General features: G+C 30.1%; 24 protein-coding genes, 2 pseudogenes and 1 CRISPR repeat array. Of the genes and pseudogenes, 6 read left to right on the top strand and 20 right to left on the bottom strand.

Annotated elements, in window-relative coordinates; all coding sequences use genetic code 11:
* The first annotated feature begins 92 nt into the window (after window positions 1-92).
* From modA to Q9968_RS09375, 5 genes and pseudogenes are all read left to right on the top strand, one after another.
* Window positions 93-911, top strand: a complete 819-nt coding sequence (gene modA / locus Q9968_RS09395; protein ID WP_305515769.1) for a molybdate ABC transporter substrate-binding protein — start codon at window positions 93-95, stop codon at window positions 909-911.
* Window positions 912-969: 58 nt separating this feature from the next.
* The gene (modB, locus tag Q9968_RS09390; RefSeq protein WP_305515767.1) at window positions 970-1,644 is read left to right on the top strand and encodes a molybdate ABC transporter permease subunit; all 675 of its coding nucleotides are present in this window, start codon (window positions 970-972) and stop codon (window positions 1,642-1,644) included.
* A 55-nt stretch (window positions 1,645-1,699) separates the two neighbouring features.
* Window positions 1,700-2,734: a sulfate/molybdate ABC transporter ATP-binding protein gene (locus Q9968_RS09385; protein WP_305515764.1), complete on the top strand. Its 1,035-nt coding sequence runs from the start codon at window positions 1,700-1,702 to the stop codon at window positions 2,732-2,734.
* Window positions 2,735-3,309: 575 nt separating this feature from the next.
* Window positions 3,310-3,924: pseudogene (locus tag Q9968_RS09380) on the top strand (aldo/keto reductase).
* A 29-nt stretch (window positions 3,925-3,953) separates the two neighbouring features.
* Window positions 3,954-4,445 (top strand): 4Fe-4S dicluster domain-containing protein, encoded by a 492-nt coding sequence (locus Q9968_RS09375; protein WP_305515762.1) that lies wholly within the window; start codon window positions 3,954-3,956, stop codon window positions 4,443-4,445.
* 574 nt (window positions 4,446-5,019) lie between these two features.
* Here the strand turns inward: Q9968_RS09375 and Q9968_RS09370 are convergent.
* Both Q9968_RS09370 and Q9968_RS09365 read right to left on the bottom strand, forming a co-directional pair.
* Window positions 5,020-5,217 carry a transposase gene (locus tag Q9968_RS09370; protein WP_342765960.1) on the bottom strand — a complete coding sequence of 66 codons (198 nt, stop codon included), beginning with the start codon at window positions 5,215-5,217 and terminating at the stop codon, window positions 5,020-5,022.
* Window positions 5,218-5,322: 105 nt separating this feature from the next.
* Window positions 5,323-5,520, bottom strand: coding sequence for a hypothetical protein (locus Q9968_RS09365; RefSeq protein WP_305515444.1), 198 nt, complete (start codon window positions 5,518-5,520; stop codon window positions 5,323-5,325).
* Window positions 5,521-5,596: 76 nt separating this feature from the next.
* Here Q9968_RS09365 and Q9968_RS09360 point away from each other — a divergent pair, with 76 nt between their 5' ends.
* A complete protein-coding gene (locus tag Q9968_RS09360) occupies window positions 5,597-5,779 on the top strand; it encodes a hypothetical protein (protein WP_305515446.1) in 183 nt (60 codons plus the stop codon).
* 126 nt (window positions 5,780-5,905) lie between these two features.
* On the opposite strand, the gene Q9968_RS09355 is transcribed toward Q9968_RS09360, so the two are convergent.
* The 18 genes and pseudogenes from Q9968_RS09355 to cas10 all read right to left on the bottom strand — a co-directional run bounded on the left by Q9968_RS09355 (window position 5,906) and on the right by cas10 (window position 22,170).
* Complete coding sequence (locus Q9968_RS09355) at window positions 5,906-6,334, bottom strand: helix-turn-helix domain-containing protein (RefSeq protein WP_305515449.1); 429 nt, start codon at window positions 6,332-6,334, stop codon at window positions 5,906-5,908.
* 10 nt (window positions 6,335-6,344) lie between these two features.
* Complete coding sequence (locus Q9968_RS09350; RefSeq protein ID WP_305515773.1) at window positions 6,345-6,623, bottom strand: PD-(D/E)XK nuclease family protein; 279 nt, start codon at window positions 6,621-6,623, stop codon at window positions 6,345-6,347.
* A 426-nt stretch (window positions 6,624-7,049) separates the two neighbouring features.
* Entirely contained in the window at window positions 7,050-7,214 is a 165-nt protein-coding gene (locus tag Q9968_RS09345) for a hypothetical protein (protein ID WP_305515760.1), read from the bottom strand.
* A 31-nt stretch (window positions 7,215-7,245) separates the two neighbouring features.
* Entirely contained in the window at window positions 7,246-7,890 is a 645-nt protein-coding gene (locus tag Q9968_RS09340; protein WP_305515758.1) for a 3'-5' exonuclease, read from the bottom strand.
* Window positions 7,891-7,928: 38 nt separating this feature from the next.
* Window positions 7,929-8,369: pseudogene (locus Q9968_RS09335) on the bottom strand (3'-5' exonuclease); the annotation flags it as partial.
* A 52-nt stretch (window positions 8,370-8,421) separates the two neighbouring features.
* On the bottom strand, window positions 8,422-8,769 hold the full coding sequence (locus Q9968_RS09330; protein ID WP_305515771.1) for a UvrD-helicase domain-containing protein: 348 nt from the start codon (window positions 8,767-8,769) through the stop codon (window positions 8,422-8,424).
* 2 nt (window positions 8,770-8,771) lie between these two features.
* Window positions 8,772-8,969 carry a hypothetical protein gene (locus Q9968_RS09325; RefSeq protein WP_305515757.1) on the bottom strand — a complete coding sequence of 66 codons (198 nt, stop codon included), beginning with the start codon at window positions 8,967-8,969 and terminating at the stop codon, window positions 8,772-8,774.
* A 74-nt stretch (window positions 8,970-9,043) separates the two neighbouring features.
* Entirely contained in the window at window positions 9,044-9,679 is a 636-nt protein-coding gene (locus Q9968_RS09320; protein WP_305515755.1) for a UvrD-helicase domain-containing protein, read from the bottom strand.
* 61 nt (window positions 9,680-9,740) lie between these two features.
* Window positions 9,741-10,103, bottom strand: coding sequence for an HIRAN domain-containing protein (locus Q9968_RS09315; RefSeq protein ID WP_305515753.1), 363 nt, complete (start codon window positions 10,101-10,103; stop codon window positions 9,741-9,743).
* 203 nt (window positions 10,104-10,306) lie between these two features.
* Window positions 10,307-12,895: direct repeats of the CRISPR family, unit length 37 nt; unit sequence GTCACAATCCTTGTTTTACTGGAAGCTGTTCTGCAAT.
* 308 nt (window positions 12,896-13,203) lie between these two features.
* Window positions 13,204-14,208: a CRISPR-associated endonuclease Cas1 gene (cas1, locus tag Q9968_RS09310; protein WP_305515751.1), complete on the bottom strand. Its 1,005-nt coding sequence runs from the start codon at window positions 14,206-14,208 to the stop codon at window positions 13,204-13,206.
* Window positions 14,205-14,486 carry a CRISPR-associated endonuclease Cas2 gene (gene cas2 / locus Q9968_RS09305; RefSeq protein ID WP_305515749.1) on the bottom strand — a complete coding sequence of 94 codons (282 nt, stop codon included), beginning with the start codon at window positions 14,484-14,486 and terminating at the stop codon, window positions 14,205-14,207. Before cas2 ends, cas1 begins: the two co-directional genes overlap by 4 nt.
* Window positions 14,487-15,161: a CRISPR-associated endonuclease Cas6 gene (locus Q9968_RS09300; protein ID WP_305515747.1), complete on the bottom strand. Its 675-nt coding sequence runs from the start codon at window positions 15,159-15,161 to the stop codon at window positions 14,487-14,489.
* Window positions 15,158-16,483 carry a TIGR02710 family CRISPR-associated CARF protein gene (locus Q9968_RS09295; protein ID WP_305515740.1) on the bottom strand — a complete coding sequence of 442 codons (1,326 nt, stop codon included), beginning with the start codon at window positions 16,481-16,483 and terminating at the stop codon, window positions 15,158-15,160. The genes Q9968_RS09300 and Q9968_RS09295 overlap by 4 nt, the downstream gene beginning before the upstream one ends.
* A 1-nt stretch (window position 16,484) precedes the next feature.
* On the bottom strand, window positions 16,485-17,609 hold the full coding sequence (gene csm5, locus Q9968_RS09290; protein ID WP_305515738.1) for a type III-A CRISPR-associated RAMP protein Csm5: 1,125 nt from the start codon (window positions 17,607-17,609) through the stop codon (window positions 16,485-16,487).
* On the bottom strand, window positions 17,609-18,541 hold the full coding sequence (csm4, locus tag Q9968_RS09285; protein ID WP_305515736.1) for a type III-A CRISPR-associated RAMP protein Csm4: 933 nt from the start codon (window positions 18,539-18,541) through the stop codon (window positions 17,609-17,611). The genes csm5 and csm4 overlap by 1 nt, the downstream gene beginning before the upstream one ends.
* 11 nt (window positions 18,542-18,552) lie before the next feature.
* Window positions 18,553-19,275, bottom strand: a complete 723-nt coding sequence (gene csm3, locus Q9968_RS09280; protein WP_305515734.1) for a type III-A CRISPR-associated RAMP protein Csm3 — start codon at window positions 19,273-19,275, stop codon at window positions 18,553-18,555.
* 2 nt (window positions 19,276-19,277) lie between these two features.
* On the bottom strand, window positions 19,278-19,721 hold the full coding sequence (gene csm2, locus Q9968_RS09275; protein WP_305515733.1) for a type III-A CRISPR-associated protein Csm2: 444 nt from the start codon (window positions 19,719-19,721) through the stop codon (window positions 19,278-19,280).
* 4 nt (window positions 19,722-19,725) lie between these two features.
* Window positions 19,726-22,170, bottom strand: a complete 2,445-nt coding sequence (cas10, locus tag Q9968_RS09270) for a type III-A CRISPR-associated protein Cas10/Csm1 (RefSeq protein WP_305515731.1) — start codon at window positions 22,168-22,170, stop codon at window positions 19,726-19,728.
* Window positions 22,171-22,832: the final 662 nt, after the last annotated feature.

The following is a 22,832-nucleotide window of genomic DNA, read 5'->3' as shown; positions in this document are numbered from 1 at the left end:
GAATAAAATTATTCATTTTTCACTGTCTTTTCATTAATCTTTGATTATGTGTTTGATACTGAGAGTATAAATTATTTGAAGAGGAGAATAACATGAAATCTATGAATAAATGGTTAATTATTGTTATTATAGCTTTGGTGGTAGTCATTGGTGTAGGTTCCTATGCTGCGGGCTGGTTTGGAAGTAGTGATGCGGCTAGCACTGAACTAAATGGACAGGAAGTTAATTTGGCTGCAGCTGCTAGTTTAAAAAATGCATATGATAAAGATTTAATTCCTATGTTTGAAGAGAAATATCCTGGTGTAAAAATCACTCCAACTTATGCTTCAAGTGGGGATTTGCAATCTCAAATTGAAAATGGTTTAGAAGCAGATGTATTCATGTCTGCTGCTAATAAACAGATGGATGCTTTAGTTGATGAAGGATTAATTGATAATGATACTAATGTTCAATTTTTAGAAAATAAAGTTGTTTTAATTGTACCTAAAGACTCAAATGCTAATATTTCCTCATTTGATGATTTAAAAGATATTAATGGCACTATTGCTATTGGCGATCCTGAATCAGTACCTGCGGGACAATATGCTAAAGAGGCATTAACCAACCTTGGACTATGGGATAATGTTGAATCTAAATTATCTTTAGGCACTGATGTAACTGCTGTGTTAAATCAGGTAGCCCAAGGATCTGCAGAATGCGGTATCGTATATTCTACTGATGCCAAATCCACTGATGATGTTGAAGTAGTTTGTGAAGCTCCTGAAAATTCTTTAAACACTTCTGTTATTTATCCTGTAGCAGTACTTAAAGATTCAAAAAATGCAGATGCCGCAAACAAATTTGTCGAGTTCTTACAAACTAAAGAAGCTAAAGATGTATTTGTTAAATATGGATTCACAATTCATGAATAAACTCAAACATTGATTATTCTTTTTTTGAATAATTAAGAATATTAAAGGTGATAATGGCATGACTGATTGGTCCCCTATCTTTATTTCAATGAAAACCGCAAGTTTATCAATTTTGATAACCTTTTTCATAGGTTTGATTGTTGCTTGGGGCATTGTTAAAATTAAAAATGACACAATAAAAATTGTACTTGATGGTATTTTCACACTTCCAATCGTGTTGCCTCCTACTGTAGTAGGGTTCTTTTTATTGTATATTTTTGGGGTTAGGGGACCTATAGGCATGTTTTTTATAGATTTTTTCGCTGTCAAAATAGCTTTTTCATGGCCTGCAACTGTTATTGCCGCAGTAGTCATGTCTTTTCCTTTAATGTATCGTTCTGCTCGTGGCGCATTTGAACAGGTGGATTCCAACTTATTAGATGCTGGCCGTACATTAGGCATGTCGGAGTGGAAAATTTTCTGGAAAATTTTATTTGCAAATGCATTTCCTGGAATTATTAGTGGTGGAATTCTTTCTTATGCTAGGGGTTTAGGTGAATTCGGTGCTACAGCTATGCTTGCAGGTAATATTGCTGGACAAACTAGAACTCTACCTATGGCAGTTTATTCTGAAGTAGCTGCAGGTAATATGGGAGATGCTTTTAATTACGTAATATTCATTGTTATTATATCGTTTATAGCTATTTTTATTATGGATTTTATTTCTATACGTAAGGAAAAACGATGGAAGTAATTTATTAATTAGAGACAATTAAAAATATATTTTAGAGTATTACTGGTGAAGGATTATGGGCAATAAATTAAAAGTGAATATTCAAAAAAAACTTAAAGAATTTGATTTGGATGTTGATTTTGAATTGAAACAGGGGTGTTTAGGTATTCTAGGTCCTTCTGGTTGTGGTAAAAGTATGACACTTAAATTTATTGCAGGCATCTTTAATCCGGATAATGGTGTTGTAAGTTTAGATTCCAATGAAGAAACTGTTTATTTTGATTCTAATAAAAAAATTAATTTAAAACCTCAAAAAAGAAATGTAGGTTATCTCTTTCAGAATTATGCTTTATTTCCAAATATGACTGTTGAAGAAAATGTGGCTGCCGGTTTATCTAAGGATGATGATATCAACATTGTATCTGAAATGATTAAGCGTTTTCATTTAGAAGGATTAGAAAAAAGATATCCTCGACAATTGTCCGGAGGTCAACAGCAAAGAGTAGCTTTAGCTCGCATATTGGCTTATAATCCTGATGTTATATTGCTTGATGAACCATTCAGTGCTATGGATACTTTCTTAAAGGAACAATTACGTATTGAACTTGTTAATTTACTAAGGGACTTTGATGGATTTTCTATTCTGGTTACTCATGATCGTGATGAGGTGTTCCAGTTTTGTGATGAACTTTTAATATTGGATAAAGGCAAAATTATAGCGAAAGGAGATACTCATGAATTATTTGAAAATCCGGGAAAAGTTCAGGTTGCTAGACTAACCGGCTGTAAAAATATTTCTAAAATTGAAGTTATTGATGAGTATCATCTCGAAACTTTAGATTGGGGAGTGGTATTTGAAGTATCTGAAAAGATTTCACCTAATATTACTCATATTGGAATAAGGGCACATGATTTTTCTCCTGCTGAGAAAGATGATGTTAATGTGTTTGATACCAAAAATGCGAAAAAATTAGAAATGCCTTTTGAATGGGAAATAATTTTAACTAATGGTCTGTGGTGGAAATGTGATAAACAGATTCATGATCATGAATTTGAAATTCCTAAGTATTTAAAAGTAGATCCTAATAATATAATCTTATTAGAAGATTAATTCACATTATCTTTTTTTCATTGAATTTTAAACTATTGTTTTGAAATAATATTTGGTTATAGGATTTGTCAGAATTATCCGGTCATTGTTGGGTGTTTATTTATTAATTCGGTATTAAAACAGTTTTATTCAGGAATATTGCGATTTTTGGTTCAAAATATCTTTTGTTGTTGCAATTTGTTTATATTTTTTATATGCAGTTGATTTTTTGCTACTGAAAAAATAAAATTTTATTTTAGATGGATATTTAATTTCTCTCCAGTTCGGGCTTTTTAGGAGTGTATATTCAAAATCATGAATTTAAATATGAAGATGTAAAAATGATTTCATGACATTTAAACCTGAAAGAGCAACCTATTGGAAAATATTGCAATGTCAATTTCATTTAGTTTTGTAATTTATTTCTCACATTATATTTCAATGGGTATTTATATTTTGGATTTATAAAAATCTATTTATATGTTTCCCGTTATCTTCTGCAATGATTGTTGGAGGTAGTTGGTTACTAATATTCCAATTTTAAAAATGGGCAGTGGTTTAAAATAAATTATAAGATAGGGGATGGAGAGTAAATTATGGTAGAATTAGGTTTGGGGATGATGAGACTTCCCCTTTTAGATGAAAATGACTTTAAAAGTATTGATTATGAGCAAGTAAATAAAATGGTAGATTCTTACATGGAAAGTGGATTCAACTTTTTTGATACTGCATATGTTTATCATGAAGGCGTTGGGGAAGAAGCTTTTAGAAAATCAGTAGTTGAGAGATATCCTCGTGATTCCTTTATGTTATCAACTAAATTGTCCTTATTTGTAATTACAAAGGAATCTCAATTAGAACCATTATTTGTAGAGTAGCTTAAAAATTGCGGTGTTGATTATTTTGACTATTATCTGCTTCATAATGTAAGTGGTTATACAGAAACCGCTTGGAAAAATGTTGATTTATATTCATTCATTCAAAGGAAAAAAGAAGAGGGATACATTAAACATATTGGATTGTCCACCCATGGGGATGCTGAATTTTTGGAAGGCATTTTAGTCGAACATCCTGAAATTGAATTTGTATTGCTTCAAATCAACTATATCGACTGGGAAGATGAAGCAATTGAATCAAAAAAATGTTGGGAAGTTGCAAGAAAATATAATAAAGAAATCATGATTATGGAACCATATAAAGCGGATTTTTAGCAGATGTTCCTAAAGAAGCCAAAATAATAATGAAGGATTATAATCCTGATAAATCAGTAATTTCATGGGCCATGAGATTTGTAGCTAATCTTGAAGATATTAAGGTCATATTCACGGGTGCAAGTAATTTGGAACAACTTGAGAATAATATTTCAGAAATCAAAAATGCAGACCCCTTAAATGATGAGGAACTTGAAATTCTTAAAGAAGTTTCTGAAATAATTAACAGCAACATTACTGTTGACTGTACAAAATGCAGATATTGCATTGATGCATGCCCCGAAGAGATTGATATTGCAAAAATTTTTGATTTGTACAATAAAGATAAACTCCTGGGCAATGAAGGTTGGTCACAAGCAGGTAATGCTTATTTAAATTATTCAAAACTTCCTGATGTTGGAATAGCTTCTGATTGTGTTGAGTGCGAAATGTGTGTTGAAGAATGCCCACAACAAATCGACATCCCTGAAGTTTTAAAAGATGTTGCAAAGACATTTGAAACTGAAGGATATGGTTTTTAAAATTAAGGCAGTTTCAAAAACTTGTATGATAATTAATTTTTTCGATTAATCTATTCATTTAAATTTTTCAAAATAACGGATTAATTAGCTTTAAATTATAAAAATAACTCCAAATATTAAGAAAAAGTTTTTAATAAAAAACTTGAAGATATTTAAATCACACAAGTTTTTGAAAGAGCCAAAATTACATTTCTAGAAACTTAAGGTTTTTTCTTCTTTTTTTGTTCTTAATTTTAATTGATTCCACATTTACTTATTCTGATACTTTATTAAATAGTTTTAATTAACTTATAGTTAATTTTAATAATCAATCATAGTTTATTAGCTACAAATATTAATATTATGATTAAGGTTTTTAAGTTAATTTGAGGTGAGGTGATGTACTTTTTATAGATTCATCATGGAACTTTTTAAAGTATTTGATTGTTTTGTGTCAAAAAAATATATTGCCGAAGCCAATAGATTCATTAGGGAAAGAAAAATGACTTAGAAAGATTATATGGATTATATTCTTTCTCAAAGAAGATGTAACATGATCATATTAAATCGATTAGATTTTTCACATTATAGTTAATTACCAAATTTTTGGTATAAATGTTTCGAGCCATTTGTCATGAACTTTTGTTTCAGAAATCGATTCATTATACGTTTCTATTGTTAAATCTCGCAGAAATTCTTTTGATTCAAGATAATAATGTTTTATTTTTCTTTTTATTTGTCTCCATATTTGTTCAATTGGATTTAAGTGAGGAGAGTATGGTGGAAGGTATATTAATTCAATATAAGATGTAATGCTATTTTTTGATGAATGCAGACTTGTGGACGCTATAATTATCTAGAATTAAACATATTCTTTGTTCGGTTTGCATTTTTGTTATTAATGTCTTCTTTTTGTAACAGATTTAAAGTTATTTTTCGTCTTATTTCTCTTCTTTTTTTTCACATTGTTAAGTAATTCTCTATTGCAGTGTTTTCCAATGATTCTAGCGATTGTTGAGGTGGTATTGTCCTTATATTTTTCTAATGTTTTTAAAATTTTTGCTGCGAAAACTTCATTATCTTTGTTGTTTTTCATTAATATTTTATCTATATCTTCATCAGTTAGATTAACATCGAATATTATTTTATTTAATATTTTTACTGTATTTTTGATGTTTGTATTTGCTATTCTTAATTCTAGAAGTGCTATTGCAATTTCTGGTGCGGTCGATGAATTTGTGATTGTGATGGTCGAATTTCCATTTATTGTTAGTGATCCAATGGCGTTGATTTTGAATTTGTATGGATTTACAGTTTGTGTGTGTTTGATTCCTTGTTTATATAGTGATTTTTGAGTGTAAGGTTCATTTTGGAATGATGCTTCATCAAATAAGACTATAATATCGTTTGTTGTTACGTTATGTTCTTCTAAGTTTTTTTTAACTGTTCTTCAGCATCCAGGGGATTTTGAAAATTTAGGATTATGCTTTGCTGTAATTGTATCCTAATTTCTTTACAATTTTTCCTATTTGTTTTAAACTGTAATATACATTAAATTTTTCATTAACAAGAAGATGTACATCTTTCATTGACATATTTGGTGTTTTTTCAATGATTTTGTCTAATTCAATTAGTTGATCATAAGTTAATTTTGATGGCCTTCCACCACCAAAAGAAGGTTTTAAACCTTCCAATCCTTCAGATTCACATGTTTTAATCCATCTGTGAACTGTTTGATATGATTTTCCTAGAATATTCGCAGCATCAGTTATTGTATTGCCTTCACTAACAATTTTAACAGCAATCAATCTTTGATAATACCTATGATAAGCCACATAATTGCTGATTTCCTCATCTAATGCGGTTTTAGTCATTTTATTAAAAACATCAATTTTAGATTTTCCAGACATATTTTATAATTTATCCGACATCTATAATAAAAGTTTGGTTAGTAACTATAATAGTGTAAACTTTAAGTTCGCTAATTTCCTTACCTTCATATTCCTGATTTTGATCCCTTAATGCCAATACATATAAATGAAGTTGCTTTTTAAATTTATCTTTGTATTTGACCTCTAAGCGAGTATTCTTATAATCAATAATGCCCAATTTACCATCAATTTCATAAATTAAATCAATGACTCCATTAAGGGCATAGTTTCTGTCTTTTAAATAGAAGGGATATTCACTATCAAGTATTTTTATATTTTTACCGTAATTTTTATAATAATGAATAAATGTTGCCGATTATTTCGTTAAGTTGTTTTTCATACCCAACAGGATCCTCTTCTTTTAACCCATCATTTGAATTTTCAAATAATTCCTCTATTGTTTTAACAACCTCATCCTCACCAATAAAGACATTGCCATTATTAATTATTTTTTTGTTGATAACTTCAAGTGCATAGTGGGCAAAAATCCCATCATCAATCTCCTGTTTTTCAGATATGGTGAAATTAACTCCGTTAGCTAGTTTTATATCTAAATGGACAATTATTATAATTTTCCAAAGCAGTGAAGCTTAAATCAACACAGTATTCATCATCCTCTTCATCATTCCTGCAATACACCACATTGATGTCCATATCTTCAGGGTCAATTAATTTGCATTTATTTAAGTTTTCATTAATTGCATTTTTCTATGCAGTCCGGACCTTTTGGAAGTCTTTCAAATTCACTGTGTTCAATTGCGATTTGATTTGACTGGTTCATATCCTCCACTAATGAAGACAATATTAATGTATCCTCTGCACGAGTCATTGCAACATAAATAACTCTTTCCTCTTCCATATTATGAGACAGTTCAGGCCCGAATTCCTTATCAAATTTGGGATAAATTTAAACAGTCATCAGGAGTGTAATAAACGGGCTGGCCAAAAATCCATCCATTATCGGGATTTGGATCGATATATTTCATTGGAAAATTGTCTTTTTTCAGAGAGGGAATAATAACAACCGGGAATTCTAATCCTTTTGACTGATGGACAGTCATTATTTGAATGGCATCACTTTCATCAGAAAAAGCCGAATGTCCTTCAATGGTTCTATATACAAACCAAAATGCGGTAGATTCGGCAGGGGTTTGTAAAACAGACCATCCTTCAATGGTTCTATATACAAACCAAAATGCACCTCTAATGTCCCGGTTGAACTTAACGTCAACAAATGTTTGAAGAGAACCTGTAATTTTTGAGAGGTTGTTAATTATAATATCTCCTTCATCACTTAAGATTAAATCTTCAGACAAATAACCGGTAACATCAGTTAATAGTTTTAAATAAACCTCAGAAACTGTTGACCTGTCATAGAATTTAACATCCTCAGAGTACAATGAGTCTTTAAATTCATTTAATTTTCTAAAGAATTCCAAATCATCTTCATTTTCAATACCATATTCAATTAGATTATCGTTTGTTAAAACCGGCCTTGTAACACACTTAAATATTTTAAATGAGCATTTCCTCATCACGGGCAAATACTGTTTTGAAGGATTTTTTACCTCCTCTATTTATGGTCTTTTAGCCAAAAATAATTTTCAGCCCTGACAACATCCTCTTCAAATTTATTCTGCAAGCTAATCAGTATCTCTTTTGTCTCATCAGATAAATTGAACAAGACCTGATTGGCATATGCCTTTAAATTCAGCCAGTCTTTTTCCCATCTATTAAACCTGTGACTATGAGGATCATCATCTGAAACCAGATGGTGAAAGAGTGTTAAAATTGACTTAATTTCATCCTGACTGATTAAATCATTGGTATTGACCTGAAATTTAATATTTTCCGCTTCTAATTTTTCAAGCAATGGTCCGATACATCGTGAGGTACTTTTTGAAAGAGAACGAAATAGAATGCCAATATCGGACAATCTATTGATTTTTTCATTTTCAATCAAATATTTAATGATATTTACAATGTTTTCAGCTTCACTATCAAGTGATGATTCTTTAGTCGATTTATTTTTAGCATCATAGTTATTTAAAGAATAATAAACATGATTATTTTACATCACGACCACATTGAGCCTTTCCAAGTGCGGATTCAACTGGTCTTTGATGTTTAATGAAATCTTCAGACACATCGATGATTTCATGAGTGGAGCGATAATTAGTGGTCAGGCTTTTAAACTCGAATTTATCTTTATGATATTTAGCTAAATATGTAAATGGATTAATGTTTGAACCTCTAAATCCATATATGCTTTGATTAATGTCACCTACTACTGTAAATGATTTTGCTTGTTTCATCAGATACTCAAACAATTCCATCTGCATAGGATCTGTATCTTGAAACTCATCAATTAGTATGTTGCTGAACTGTGTTTTAAATCCATCTTTTTTGACAATTTCTAATGCATCCTTTTGTAGATGTGCAAAGTCAATTGCTTTCGCGCTTTAAGATATTTTTCATAAATCGGATAGGATTTGGCGATTTGCAGATATTGCGCATTATACTTGGACTCTTTAAACTCATCATTTTTTCGAACTTCATCATGAGGATATTCTCCATCATTTAATTCCATTCGCTCACGGACAAAAGTGGACATATCCCTCGCTGACTGGCCTATTTTCTGTGATATAATCAATTAACTTATCTGTGTCAACACTGAAAGAGCAATATTCATTTATATTTATTGGCAATATATTTGATGTTGCTACTTGACATGTAACATTCTTTAACAAATCCAAGCTCTTCCATATGCTTTCCAATGAACAACAAGTTTTTCTCACCGGCATCGTCTGAAATGATATTTAAACCAACATGACCATTTTCTTCAAGTATCTTTTCGCAAAAAGAGTGAATAGTTGATATATGCATCTTTTGAACATCACTTTTTAACAAATCACCTTCTGACAATCTCTCTCGAAGTTCATCTGCAGCTTTAGTTGAAAAAGTGACAATTAGCAATGATTTAGGATCCACCCCTAACTCATTTACCATATAATTAACTTTTTCAATTAAAACACGGGTTTTGCCTGCACTCGGCCCCGCTTCTATGCTTAAAAACTTATTTCCCCCATAAGTAACAATCTCTTTCTGATTTTCATTTAAATCAATTGCAATATCTGAAAACTCTGGAAATACTTTTAAGAAGTTATCTAACTCCCAATCATATTCAATTTTCAATTCTGCCGTTAAATCTTTGAGAGGATAATCTTTTAAAAGAGTTGGCATATCATATTCATTATAGTGGCAGGTTTCTTTAATCTTATCTAAATTTTTTAGGAATTTATGTTTTTTTATAATATATGACATTTACACCAACTGATACCTGTATTGATTAAATCGCTTATCTTAAAGATTTAAATGATAAAATCTATAATTCAGGATTGAAAAAAGTGTCATCCTCATTATCTTTTTTTAGTTCTTGGATTTTATCGTCACTAAGCACTTTAGCAATTACAGAATCATTGGAAACAAACTTAACTTCACAGTAACTGATATCACCAATTTTATCGTAAATTCTACCTGCACTCATGGTACCTTTGGTAACTGTTTGGGTACTATTTGCAATATAACCTGTTTTTCCAATATATTTGTTTTCACAAGCAATTGCTTCTAAATCATAATCATTATCAGGTTCTTTAACCAACCTTACAATAGATCCGATTTTGAATACTTTATTACCTTCATAATTCTTTAATCCAACAATAGTAGTATATAATTCTTTATTATCCATTTGAACCACCAAAACATACATTGTATTTAAGATATTACTATTTTTAGTTTTTATAAATTAAATAGTTTACAACTTTTATCTACTCAATATTTCACGGAAATTTCAGGAATGTTATATCGAAAGTTATGGCATTTGCTTTAATGGAAGATATTTGTAACTTAATGCAATTCAAAAAGATAGTGTAATTAATTTAAAAGTTAAAAATCACAACCCTTATTTTACTGGAAAACTATTATGCAATTCAAAAAGATAGTGTAATTAATTTAAAAGTTAAAAATCACAACCCTTATTTTACTGGAAAACTATTATACAATTTATAAATATGTATTGGATAGTAGTATTTATAATTTGTCACAATCCTTGTTTTACTGGAAGCTGTTCTGCAATTTAATCTCAGCACGCAAAATACTTTTCTCCAATTCGTCACAATCCTTGTTTTACTGGAAGCTGTTCTGCAATCCAAGTTGGCAAGGACGGGATAATAATTGCCCTTCCAAGTCACAATCCTTGTTTTACTGGAAGCTGTTCTGCAATTAAAAGAGTAGTTGAAGGTAAAAAAATAGAATTTGGTCACAATCCTTGTTTTACTGGAAGCTGTTCTGCAATTAAGTTATATGCATTATAAAGATCCCAAATTAAATGGTCACAATCCTTGTTTTACTGGAAGCTGTTCTGCAATTAGACAGCTCTAACTCCCTACAAGAGGAGTGGTCTAGTCACAATCCTTGTTTTACTGGAAGCTGTTCTGCAATATTATTACGGAAGTTTTAAAATGTATAGGATTAGCGGTCACAATCCTTGTTTTACTGGAAGCTGTTCTGCAATATCATAAAACCGCCCGTAAATCCTTGGAAGAGCATTGTCACAATCCTTGTTTTACTGGAAGCTGTTCTGCAATACCAACCTCCCAAATTGGCGATGACGGGATAATAAGTCACAATCCTTGTTTTACTGGAAGCTGTTCTGCAATACAGCTCCTAGTCTACAAAAAAAACCCCAATGAAATGTCACAATCCTTGTTTTACTGGAAGCTGTTCTGCAATCAAGGAGATGAAAATATGAAAACAATATTAAAATATGTCACAATCCTTGTTTTACTGGAAGCTGTTCTGCAATAATAAAAGACACATTAGCTCAGATGAGCTTTATAGAGTCACAATCCTTGTTTTACTGGAAGCTGTTCTGCAATACCTCAATTGTGGATGTATTATTTACTCTAAATATGGTCACAATCCTTGTTTTACTGGAAGCTGTTCTGCAATCGATGTTGGTTAGGTCCATGTACAATGGTTTAAGCAGTCACAATCCTTGTTTTACTGGAAGCTGTTCTGCAATTCCTCAACGACCTTTATTTAAGGACGGGAGGAGAGGTCACAATCCTTGTTTTACTGGAAGCTGTTCTGCAATGATAAGTTATGCCATCTTTTATCCTCCGATGATGAAGTCACAATCCTTGTTTTACTGGAAGCTGTTCTGCAATAGTATAGATGAAAAATATATAGAAACCGTTGGAGAGTCACAATCCTTGTTTTACTGGAAGCTGTTCTGCAATGTAAAGTGGATTATAGATTCACCATTATTAATGGAGGTCACAATCCTTGTTTTACTGGAAGCTGTTCTGCAATCAAACTATAGTAAAAAACACCTGTCCAACCAGATGGGTCACAATCCTTGTTTTACTGGAAGCTGTTCTGCAATACGATAGCTATAAAGTCATTGAAAAATTAGAGGCCAGTCACAATCCTTGTTTTACTGGAAGCTGTTCTGCAATAGATTTAGTTGGAAAATATTTTTACTTTCGAACAAGGTCACAATCCTTGTTTTACTGGAAGCTGTTCTGCAATAGGAAGTGAGCAAAATGAAAAAAACAATAGAATACAGTCACAATCCTTGTTTTACTGGAAGCTGTTCTGCAATTCAAAGAGCTTCATTGGCTCAGTTATGGGTTAGATAGTCACAATCCTTGTTTTACTGGAAGCTGTTCTGCAATATAATGAAGGCTATACAGATAATAAGATAGCTTGCGGTCACAATCCTTGTTTTACTGGAAGCTGTTCTGCAATTCCAAAAGGGAGAGATAACTAATCTAGGGTGCACTCGTCACAATCCTTGTTTTACTGGAAGCTGTTCTGCAATGCGTTTATGGAGACACAAATACTGGTGGAATTAGGTGTCACAATCCTTGTTTTACTGGAAGCTGTTCTGCAATATCAATACCTTCTCCTTTATATTGTTACTAATGGTTGTCACAATCCTTGTTTTACTGGAAGCTGTTCTGCAATTATTTCATAGCTGATGTACTTAGTCTTTGCGAGCACGTCACAATCCTTGTTTTACTGGAAGCTGTTCTGCAATTTAATGACATCATCAACTACCATTTCGATATGGCACGTCACAATCCTTGTTTTACTGGAAGCTGTTCTGCAATATTTATTTACAAAGTACTTGTTGATGATGAACGTAAGTCACAATCCTTGTTTTACTGGAAGCTGTTCTGCAATAAAAAGTCACAGTAACTAAAGAATCAAACCAGTACTGTCACAATCCTTGTTTTACTGGAAGCTGTTCTGCAATTAAAGGGTTGGTCGTTATATCTTGCGAAAGTGAGGATGTCACAATCCTTGTTTTACTGGAAGCTGTTCTGCAATGAAATAACTGATGACATGACATTAGAGGAACTAGGTCACAATCCTTGTTTTACTGGAAGCTGTTCTGCAATACATCTTCCGACTCATTTCCGCAAACAGGACATAAAGTCACAATCCTTGTTTTACTGGAAGCTGTTCTGCAATAGCCCAAAAATTTTCTTATTTGAAGCTATTACATACTGAGAAGACCTCAATTTTCAACCCTTGTGTGGGAATCATAAAATAATGATTCCTATATAAAGATATGCACACTTAATATAAAAACTTTTTTAATAATTTAAAAAAATAAACATGAATAAAAAATAAAAATAAAGTTAATTATCAAAAATTTTGATAAAAATAATCCATTAATCCAAATTTAATAAAATTAAAGAACATGAATAAAAAATAAAAATTAATAAAAATATGGCACAACACTGAAAAATCATCAAAAATTGTTAGGTTCCCACGTTTCACCATCTTAAATAAAATGTTTTAAATTGTTTATTATACATTAAAAAATCCACAATATTTTTTGATTCGACTTCAATGTAATCTGAGTATGATTTTTTAATTCCATTGAAAGTAACTTCTGTATTTAATTTATCTAAGATAGATTTGACGAGTAATTTTCGACAGTCCCCACCAATGTATACAAAACCATTTTTTATTTCAAAATCATCTTTTTCAATTTGTCCTAAATTAATTAGTTTCAAAACACTTTTATCAACAATTTGCTGTCTAAACTCTTCCATTACATCAAAAACTAAGCTAGTTCTACCATACAAATCAGAATGTAAAAACCCTGCATAAGGATCTAAACCAGACATATGAAGCGATTTTAAAACTTCTGATGCTAAAATTGCATATGCATAATTCAACATTGCATTGACAATGTCTGGAGCTCCTCTGCCGCTGCGATTTATGAAATCTAAATCATCACCAATAATATATCTGAATCCCTGCCAGTATTCTTGTGAAGCCAAACCTTCAATACCAAAAATTTCAGATCTTATTCTTTCAGACGGCCTATTTTTAATATCTTTAATAGCCTTAGACAAGTTATCCAGTTTGCTTTTTTGAGTTTCTAAAAATTCAATGCCTCCACGTGATCTTGATAGAGAACCAAGTGTTGCTTTTTGATTTTTGATTTTGGATTCGATGAATTTTTTAGCTAAATATCCGCTTCTAGAATCATTTAGAGAAAAATACTGTTGTTTTCTTATTTGTACATTATTGTGTTCTTTTGACGCTAGTCTATATTTTATATTCCCTCTCCAATCAATGGCTATTAAATCGACATTAGCTTCTGCTAGAAGTGATATGGCATCGAAAGTCACTGCACCCTTTCCTAAAATGATAATTTGTTTTAAATCCTTAGGCAAGAAATAATCAACCTCCGTTCCATCCTCCTTTATAAGAATTTGATTATCTCTTTTAGAAATTGACTTATTAAAACCATCAATAATTAATCTCATAAAAATCTGTATGTTAAATTATCATGAGGAATATCAGCATCGCCTTCAAGTAAAATTGATTTTTTACAATTTTCACATAATGGAAATATTACAATACTATCACTATCATTTGAAAGAAATGTTTTAATATCACTTGCAAGATTTGAACGTTCAATGCTTTCAAGATAACCAATGAAAACTGATTTCTGAAGTCTTTTTAAACCATAAAACTGTAATTTTTTGATTAAATATGATCTTGAAGTATTATCAGTTATATCATAAACAACAACTGTTAACATTTATTCCTCATCAATAATCTGTTTTACACAGCCAAATCCTTGAGAAACTCCTTTACCTAATCCAAAAAAATCAGGAATATCATAATAAATTTTAAACTCACCGGTGAATGCATTCATTTTAACACCTTTATATTTAACAATTTTTTCATTGAAATGAGTTTTTGCATATAATTTCTTATTAACAATAATTCCTAAACTCTTTGACATTGAAAGTAAATTCCCAACTAAAATTTTATTTAAAATTTCCTTTTTATCTTTCCAGTCATTTGTATGACTGTATTTCTGATAGTTTTTTTGATTTAAACCTAACCAAGGAGTGAGGAATTTATAGTGTTTTTCTTCAGAACTTGGTTTAATATCCATTTCCTTTTCATGGATTAATTTTTCAGTAATGTTATATTCCTTATCCAAACTTAAAACAGATAATTCGGGTGCAATTTTCTTAATTAAATCTGCACCTTCATCAATTCCAACAACTACTATTTCCCCATTGATTATTTTGTATTGTACATATGGATAAGAATATAAAAACCTGTCATTTGCATAGTGATTGTGAAGTATTGGAAAGTCTTTATAAATATTTCCAAAAAATCCTCTAACCTTTGCAGGGCTTGCTGTAAGTTTTGAATCTGTTTTTATTATTAAATTAACGATATTGTATTTCATGATAATCATTCGAATTTTGGAAACACCGACATGTCCAGATATTTGACAATTTCCGGAAATGCTTTTTTTGCATATGTTAATACTTGCGAATATAATTTTTCTGCCTTTTTATTATCAATTGGATTTAAACCATGCGCTAAAATAGATCCGTTTCTTGAACTGATATTATTACTAATTTTTTTATCATTTAAATATTCACACGCATAATCAATATCAAATTTTGACAATACTTTAAAACTTTGTTTAGAACCTAGTCCAATATTCTTTTTACATTTATTCACTGCCCTATCATATTCAGGCAACTTACGAATAAATGATTTTAATTCATTATTTTTTAAATTATGAATAATGTTTAAATCAATTTTAAACTCTTTATTATCCCATAAAATATTTTCATTAATTAATCCCTCATTTATCAAACCTAATTGGGCTATTAGTTCAATGGCCCTATAAAGTCTTGCAACGGCATCATCATATTTGCCTTCTTCAATTCTTCTATAGGCATTATTCAATAAATCAGGTAAATAAAATTTAACATTCTCTGGTTTAATCAGGCCTCTTTTAGAAACTTTCAGTTGTAAGAACTTCCAATTATTTTTTATTTGATTTAAAAATCCGGGATGGTTTTCATCAAAATATGATTTGAGATTATCTGAGTTTTCAATTCTTTCAATAATATTTAAAAAGGTATTGCTGATTGTTTTTTTATCATATAGATTATTGAATTTATCCCATGAGTCATAAACCTCAACAATATCTCTGGACAAGTCTGCAATTTCTTTAAGATTATCAGATTCCAGTTTACCAATAGCTTCTTCGAAGTTTAATTTTGCAGCTTCAAATTGGTATTTATTAAAGAAATCCATACCTTTATTGAATTCCATCACTGCAAAAACATCATAAGGATCCCTTTGGTCTTTTATTGATTCAAAACCATTTTGAACAATACCCAAACCCTTTTTGTCTCTTCCTTTAAAATCTTTAGAACCAACATAAGAATATGTGCACTCTTCTCCAATTGCCGCTAAAACCAATCCTGAAACCATTGGTTTTGTTCCTCCTGTGAAATCCACATGGATGTTATCATATTGCTTTTGCAATTCTTGAATAACCTCCCTAGATTTTGCAAATGAATCCTCCAAATTTTCATGATTATTAACGACTTTCACATTATATTGATCATATGACAAACAACATTCTTCTACAATATTGTTAGTTATATCAACCGAATCATTTGAGCATAAAAAATATGTAAAGTCTGGTTTAAAATAATTAATGGAAAAAATCAGTGGTTCCGGAGAACCACCACAACTTAAAATTAACGCTTTCATATTAAACTTCTCCAAAAGACAATTGAATCCAACCTAATGGCATTTCACCATCTTGAGTGATTTTTCTTGATTTAGGGAATGAATAATCATAAGTTTTGCCTCGAGTACCTTTCCTAATCCTTTCAAATATCCTTTCATCATTATCTTTAATTTTTAAACCAACAGTAGTTGCTAAAAATCCAGAACCTCCGCCCACTCTTAAAACAGGATTATCGATTGAATTTTGCTTTTCTAGATTTAAGTAAAACTTGTTTAGATAATCAATTTCATAATCTTCACTAAATTCTATTTCATTGCGAATTAGTGATTTTGAAAAATTAAATATGTATCTTTTGATATTTTTAATATCAATTAAATGCTTTTTATCGTCAAGACCTAACCTTTTAAAGATATCATAATCATAATGATTTCTAATTTCAAAAGATAGCTTATTTCCTCTGGAAATTGTTTCAAGATAGATTAAAATTGGTTCATGAGTTCTTTTATTTTTAGAGTAAAATTCATTATCTCCCCATTTAAAAGAAGCCATGACAGTTGCAACATCATATATTGTAGGGGATTTAATTGTGTTCGTATCTGAAACTTGTAAAAATTTCATGATATCCCATTGTGCAAGAGTAGGTGCTTTATTTGATGCGAAAATATCTTTCATGAATCTTCCATAATTTTTCTTAATGACAGAATCATTATCACTTAAAATGTTTTTTGAAATTTTTGAAATCAATCTGCCGTCAAGTTCGTTGAACAAAATTGCAGTTTTAATTGCCCCTTTTATGGATGAACCTGGAATATATAACTCATTTAAAGTTTTAATTGCTTCTGCAATCTCTTGTGATGGGTAAATTTCTTTTTTAGTTTTATCAATAGCCTTATACTTCACATAAGAATTTGAAATTCTAGAATCGAAATTTCCTAAATTGAAATTAGGGTTTGACAAATCTCTTAGTAAATCGTCTTTTTTATTTTCATCAAGAGATGAAAAATAACTAGACACGTCCATCCTTTTAATAATATTTGAAATATTGCCTTTATTAGTTTTAGCCTTTGATTTAACATATTCTGAAGCAGTATATTTTTCACCTGAACCTATATGAATTGGAGATAAAACCTTAATATTGCATTTCATTATTTAATCTCCTTACTGAATCTTAGCGGATATGCATAACCATATTCAATTGCAGGATTAATATCCCCCGATTTAACAATATTACCATATGTTAATTGGAAATTTGGAAATACGGAACCCTCTTTGAAAAATCTTACTTGTTTTCTTATCTCACCAGATTTATCCCTTCCTCTTTTAGAACCAATTTCATAAAATGAATATTCATTGATTCGTTTCAAGTCATTTTCTGTTGGAATGAATCTTGAAAGTGAAACAAACATATTATCCCCTTCATTATCCTCATAATTTAAAACACTTTCAATTTCAAAATCAAAATGTCCCTTACCAGTTGAAATATCTCTTCCAAATCCACGATCTTTTAAAAATTTCATAGCGGATTCAATGATTTTGCCATAGCACTCATCAAATAGGTAGACTAAGTAAAATAATCCCAGATTTTTATAACTATCTCCTTGAGTGTAGAATATTTCTGTTTCATTAATTAGTCTGTTTACCATATTGTTTGGAAGTATATTTTCACCAAAACCAAAATCGACATTTAGTTTTTCACTCATTAATAAATTTAAAGACCTGTAATAATTATCATAATTATTCAATAAGTCTTTTTCTGTTAAATCACCTTTTATTAAAGCATTGAATAATTCTTCTTCAATATATTCCACTTTTTTATAATCTTTAAGTGTTTTTGAATCTATATTGGATAAATCACTATCCATGATTAATTTTGGATAAAATTTGATTTTTTCATCATCATTGAATATTACCGGAAATGTTGAAGAAATTAAAAATGGAGGTCTGCCCTCTTCAAATTCTTTTAACATTTTTTCAATTAAATCTGGATATAATTCACTTATTGCAGAGGTTAATGCTCCAAATAATGTATCTGAGTGTAATTTTGGAAATGTTGATAATGGTTTAATATAAACCAACATTAGTTAACCCCCTATTTAATTGCATTAATTACTTCGGTTATATCATCTGATTCTATAAGTATTTCTTCTTCAACATTTTCTTTATAATATTCAGTTGTTCTTTTAGTTAATTTGATATCTTCAAATTTAATTTGACCAAAACCTCTAGAACCACTTCCGCCAAGATAATTATCTTCTAAAAGTCTCATAGCATCTAAAAGATAGGAAATATTTTCATCATCACCATCATAAACTGAAAATACAATTTCAAAATCAAATTTAGAACCTTTTGGCACTCTTTCAATGTTTCTTGGAGTTGCTGAAGAATCAATTCGGTTAATATTGTTTTCATATTTTAACTCAACACCACTAATTAAAGATTCATTTTCCCACAACTCTAATGTATCCTTATCCGGATATGAATCTCTAACAATAGTTCTTGTTGGGAATTTAAGTTCAGTTTGTTTTTCATCAGAAGAGATGCCGAATAATTTAGCTGCTATACAATTTGCATCATCAGAGGGTTCGCCTTTATTTTTAATGACATTTTGAGCTGACTTTTTATCGTTTAACTCAGTTAAAAATCTAAGTTTACCTTTAAGAGAAGATCCTGGAATGTAAGGATTACCAGTTACAGAATCCCTAATAATTACGTTGTCACTTCCTCCAATGTCAATTGCATCACTTGATCCTCCAATGTGAAGACCAGTTTTACAAGTTATTTTTCCTTGAATTAAATAATTTTTAATAAACATTCCTAATACCTTCCTCTTTTTTTATTTTTAAATAATTCTTCTTCATATTTGTGATAAGCGTGATAAGCTACAATTGATTCGAAAAATTTAACAAAAATATCAAAATTTTTCATTTTTAGTTCATCATCTTCAACATTATCCACTTTAGCCATTGCCGCTAAAATAACATCATAAAATGGCTTTGGTAAGTTTTTACGACTTACTGAAACCGCCATTCTTGGTTTTAATAAGTAAAATTCAGTTTCAATTTCATCCCAAGTTGTTTTTTGTTCCATTTTCTTTAAAGCTGCAAAGAATTTTCTAAGTTGTGTTGTGTTTAAATTTTTAGAATTTTTTGCAACAATATGTGCATAACCTGTTTCTGCATCAAGGAAATATGGAGTTTCAATTTCACTTAAATGACTACAAGCATTTATTTTTTGTATAACACTATTAATATCAGACATCTAATCACCTTAATCTTAAACTAACCCATGATACTGGAGTTTTAATCCAGGGCATGAATTTAATTCCATTTTTATCAACACATTCCTTTACCTGTGAATTGTTGATTGATCTTAATTTATATTTAAATATTGGAATATATGATTTAGTTAACAATCTATTTTGAATATCCTCATTCCATTCATCTTCATTTGAAATATTAAAATTTTTGTTGAAATTTTTCTCCCAAATATTTAGTAATGAATGTGTCAATCCTCTTGAAAGATCTTTTGATTCGTTTTTCTCTTCCAAATATTTTGCAAAATCAAATATTTCATCAAAACCTTTTTCTAAACCATTACTTTCCCACATTAATGTTTCACCAAAGACTGTGATTTTATCACGTCCACAATCCTTTGATTTTTCAAGTTCCACATCAGCCATTAAAGCCGCTTTTCCAATTGGGAATTTTGGAGAAACAATACTAATTCCTGCTGAAATAGTAATATCCTCATTATCCGCAGTCCATATTTTAAATCTCCTTCTAAATTCTTGTGCAAATAAAATCACATCATCATACGGACCAACAACTAACAAATCGTCCCCACCGGAATAGTTAATATGAATAGTTGATGTGCCCTCACCTTTTGGAAGATCCTTTTTAGGCATATAAACGGTTTCAGTTTTATTCTCAAATGTTAATGTTTTAATTTCACATTCCGTGTCTTTTGGAAGTTCTGTTGTAAAATTAAATTTATCAACAATTTGATTTATTCGTCCTGAGAAGAACAAATCAAGATAAAAACTTAAAGAAGAGACTCTTGAAATACTTGCACCGCCAATATGTTTAAAGCCTTTGGAAAATATTAGACCGAGATTGTCTACATCCATTTTCAATACTCCAAGTTTATTCGCCCCTTTTGCAATTTCAGCAAGATGGTTGAAATAAAGTGGAGTTCCATGAATATTTGGAATGCTATTACCAATTACTTTAAAGTCAAAGGAAATATTTTCGCTAGATATATCAAAGTCTAAAAAATTAGTATCATTTAATTTATAAATAATGAATTTGACATCCGGATTTTGTTTAATGACATCCGAAACTTGAGACTTATTCCTTTTAAACAGATAACCAATATTTAATTTAGGATAAAACAATGATTTAGGAATTTTATCATTTGCGACATATTTAATTAAGTATTTTGCATTTGCCACTTCACCACCTAATCTTTCATGTTTTAAACAATCATGACAATAAACATCTTCCGACTCATTTCCGCAAACAGGACATAAATCATAATTTGCCCCAGATTCAACATTAAATACTTCATTAAGCTGATTTAAAAATTTATGTTTCTTATTCTCATTTAATAATACTGTAAGATCAGATAAAATTTTATCAAAATTGGCTAAATCGTCACCACATGCATTTATCGAAACAATGTTTAAGAACAATTCTGCATTAAACTTTTCAATGAATTCATGATTAACCTCTAAATTAATCTTATTGACTATTTCATCAGTTTTCTGAGTATTAGGTGCGATAATTGTAAAACGCCCGCCGCCACATAATAGAATATTAGATGAGTCCAGATCCAAATCAAAAATTATTTTTGAAGCGATTGATTCACATAATAAAGTTAAATAAAGAGAACGTCCACGTAACCGTTTACTCATACCACTTTGTGCATCTTCTGGAGTTTGAACTCTATAAATAAAGTTTTGTATACCGGAAATATCACCGTTGATAATCCTATAAACATCCTGAGTATCAGTTTGATTTAATTTTTCATTTTTTGAGAACAGATATCTGCAATTAGCAATAGCAACAGTTGTCTTTAAGTGATCATACAAAGAAATATCACTTTCAGAATAATAAGTTGCAGATGGAACAGTAGAAGTATACTTCTTCAATAATGCCAAGACACTTTCAAAATCCTTATTTTCAAGTAATTTAAATTCATCAACAAATCTATTCCATAAATGTTGATAATCAGGAACTAAATTCCATCCATTTTTAATTTTTTCGCTTTGGGGATGAAGGGCTTTTGTAAAATCAAGTTCAACCAAAGGCACATACAAATCATCATGTTTTTCACCATCAAGAGAAATCCTTGAAAAAATAGAAGTTAAAGGAGTTAATAAAACATCTGATTTATCCTCTGAGCTAATACGTTCTTTTGATGAATGATGGTCTGCCTTTTGAACAATTTTACACAATTCAGGAAAATCAGATTTGGAAGGGTTATGATGATATAACACTAAATCTTCAACATAATCATCAAAATAATCTTTAACAAAATCTGCTGACCATTTAGAATGAGCTCCAGACTTACCATAATCGGACATATCCAATTTTTCATATTTAGAATCATATGCATGGGAAGATTTACCTAGATTATCCGCTCTTTGGTAAAATTTACCAATGTCATGGAATAGGCTAGCAAATTTCAAAATTTTGTAATCATCCATTTAAAAATAACCTCCATATATTTGTTATACATAATATGTATTTAAAAATATTTAAACTTATTTAAAAAAATTTTGGACATGGAAAAACTTTTTATTTTTTTACGGATTTAAGAGTGGGTTGTGTACCATATTCACTGTTTGATAGAATATATTTTAATTTGTCTTATTGATATTTTGGGGTTTAAATGATGTTGTGGTTTTTATCTGGCAATATTTGTTTGAGTATGCATTAATGACAGAGTGTAAAAAATTTAACGATTGATGGCACTGTCTAAAATTGTCATGATGTAGCTATTTGGTTTTTTAATTGATTTTTAGTGTTGTTTTTTGATTGGTGAGTTATTACATTTCTGTTTATCCATCTTATTAGTCCTTCTTTTGTTTGATATACTATTTTCATGGCTTTTGATGGTGTTATTTTGAAGTATCCTTCGATTTTATTGTTTGTTTTTGGTATTTGAGGGTCTTGAAAGTATGTGGTGGTTTTATTCGTTTTTTTTGTTGAGGTTTTTTAGGAATTTTTGTGTATCTTCGTCATTTGGTTTATTTAGTTTTATATGGTGTTAAATCTTTTCTCTTATACACATCTTACGTTGCCGATGATTTTGACGGTTTATTTTTTGTTACTCGTCTATCTTGTATAATACTTATACCTCAGGTTG

The organism is Methanobrevibacter sp. V14 (assembly GCF_963082475.1).
Taxonomy (GTDB): domain Archaea; phylum Methanobacteriota; class Methanobacteria; order Methanobacteriales; family Methanobacteriaceae; genus Methanocatella.
This window is presented reverse-complemented; position numbering and strand designations above follow the sequence as displayed.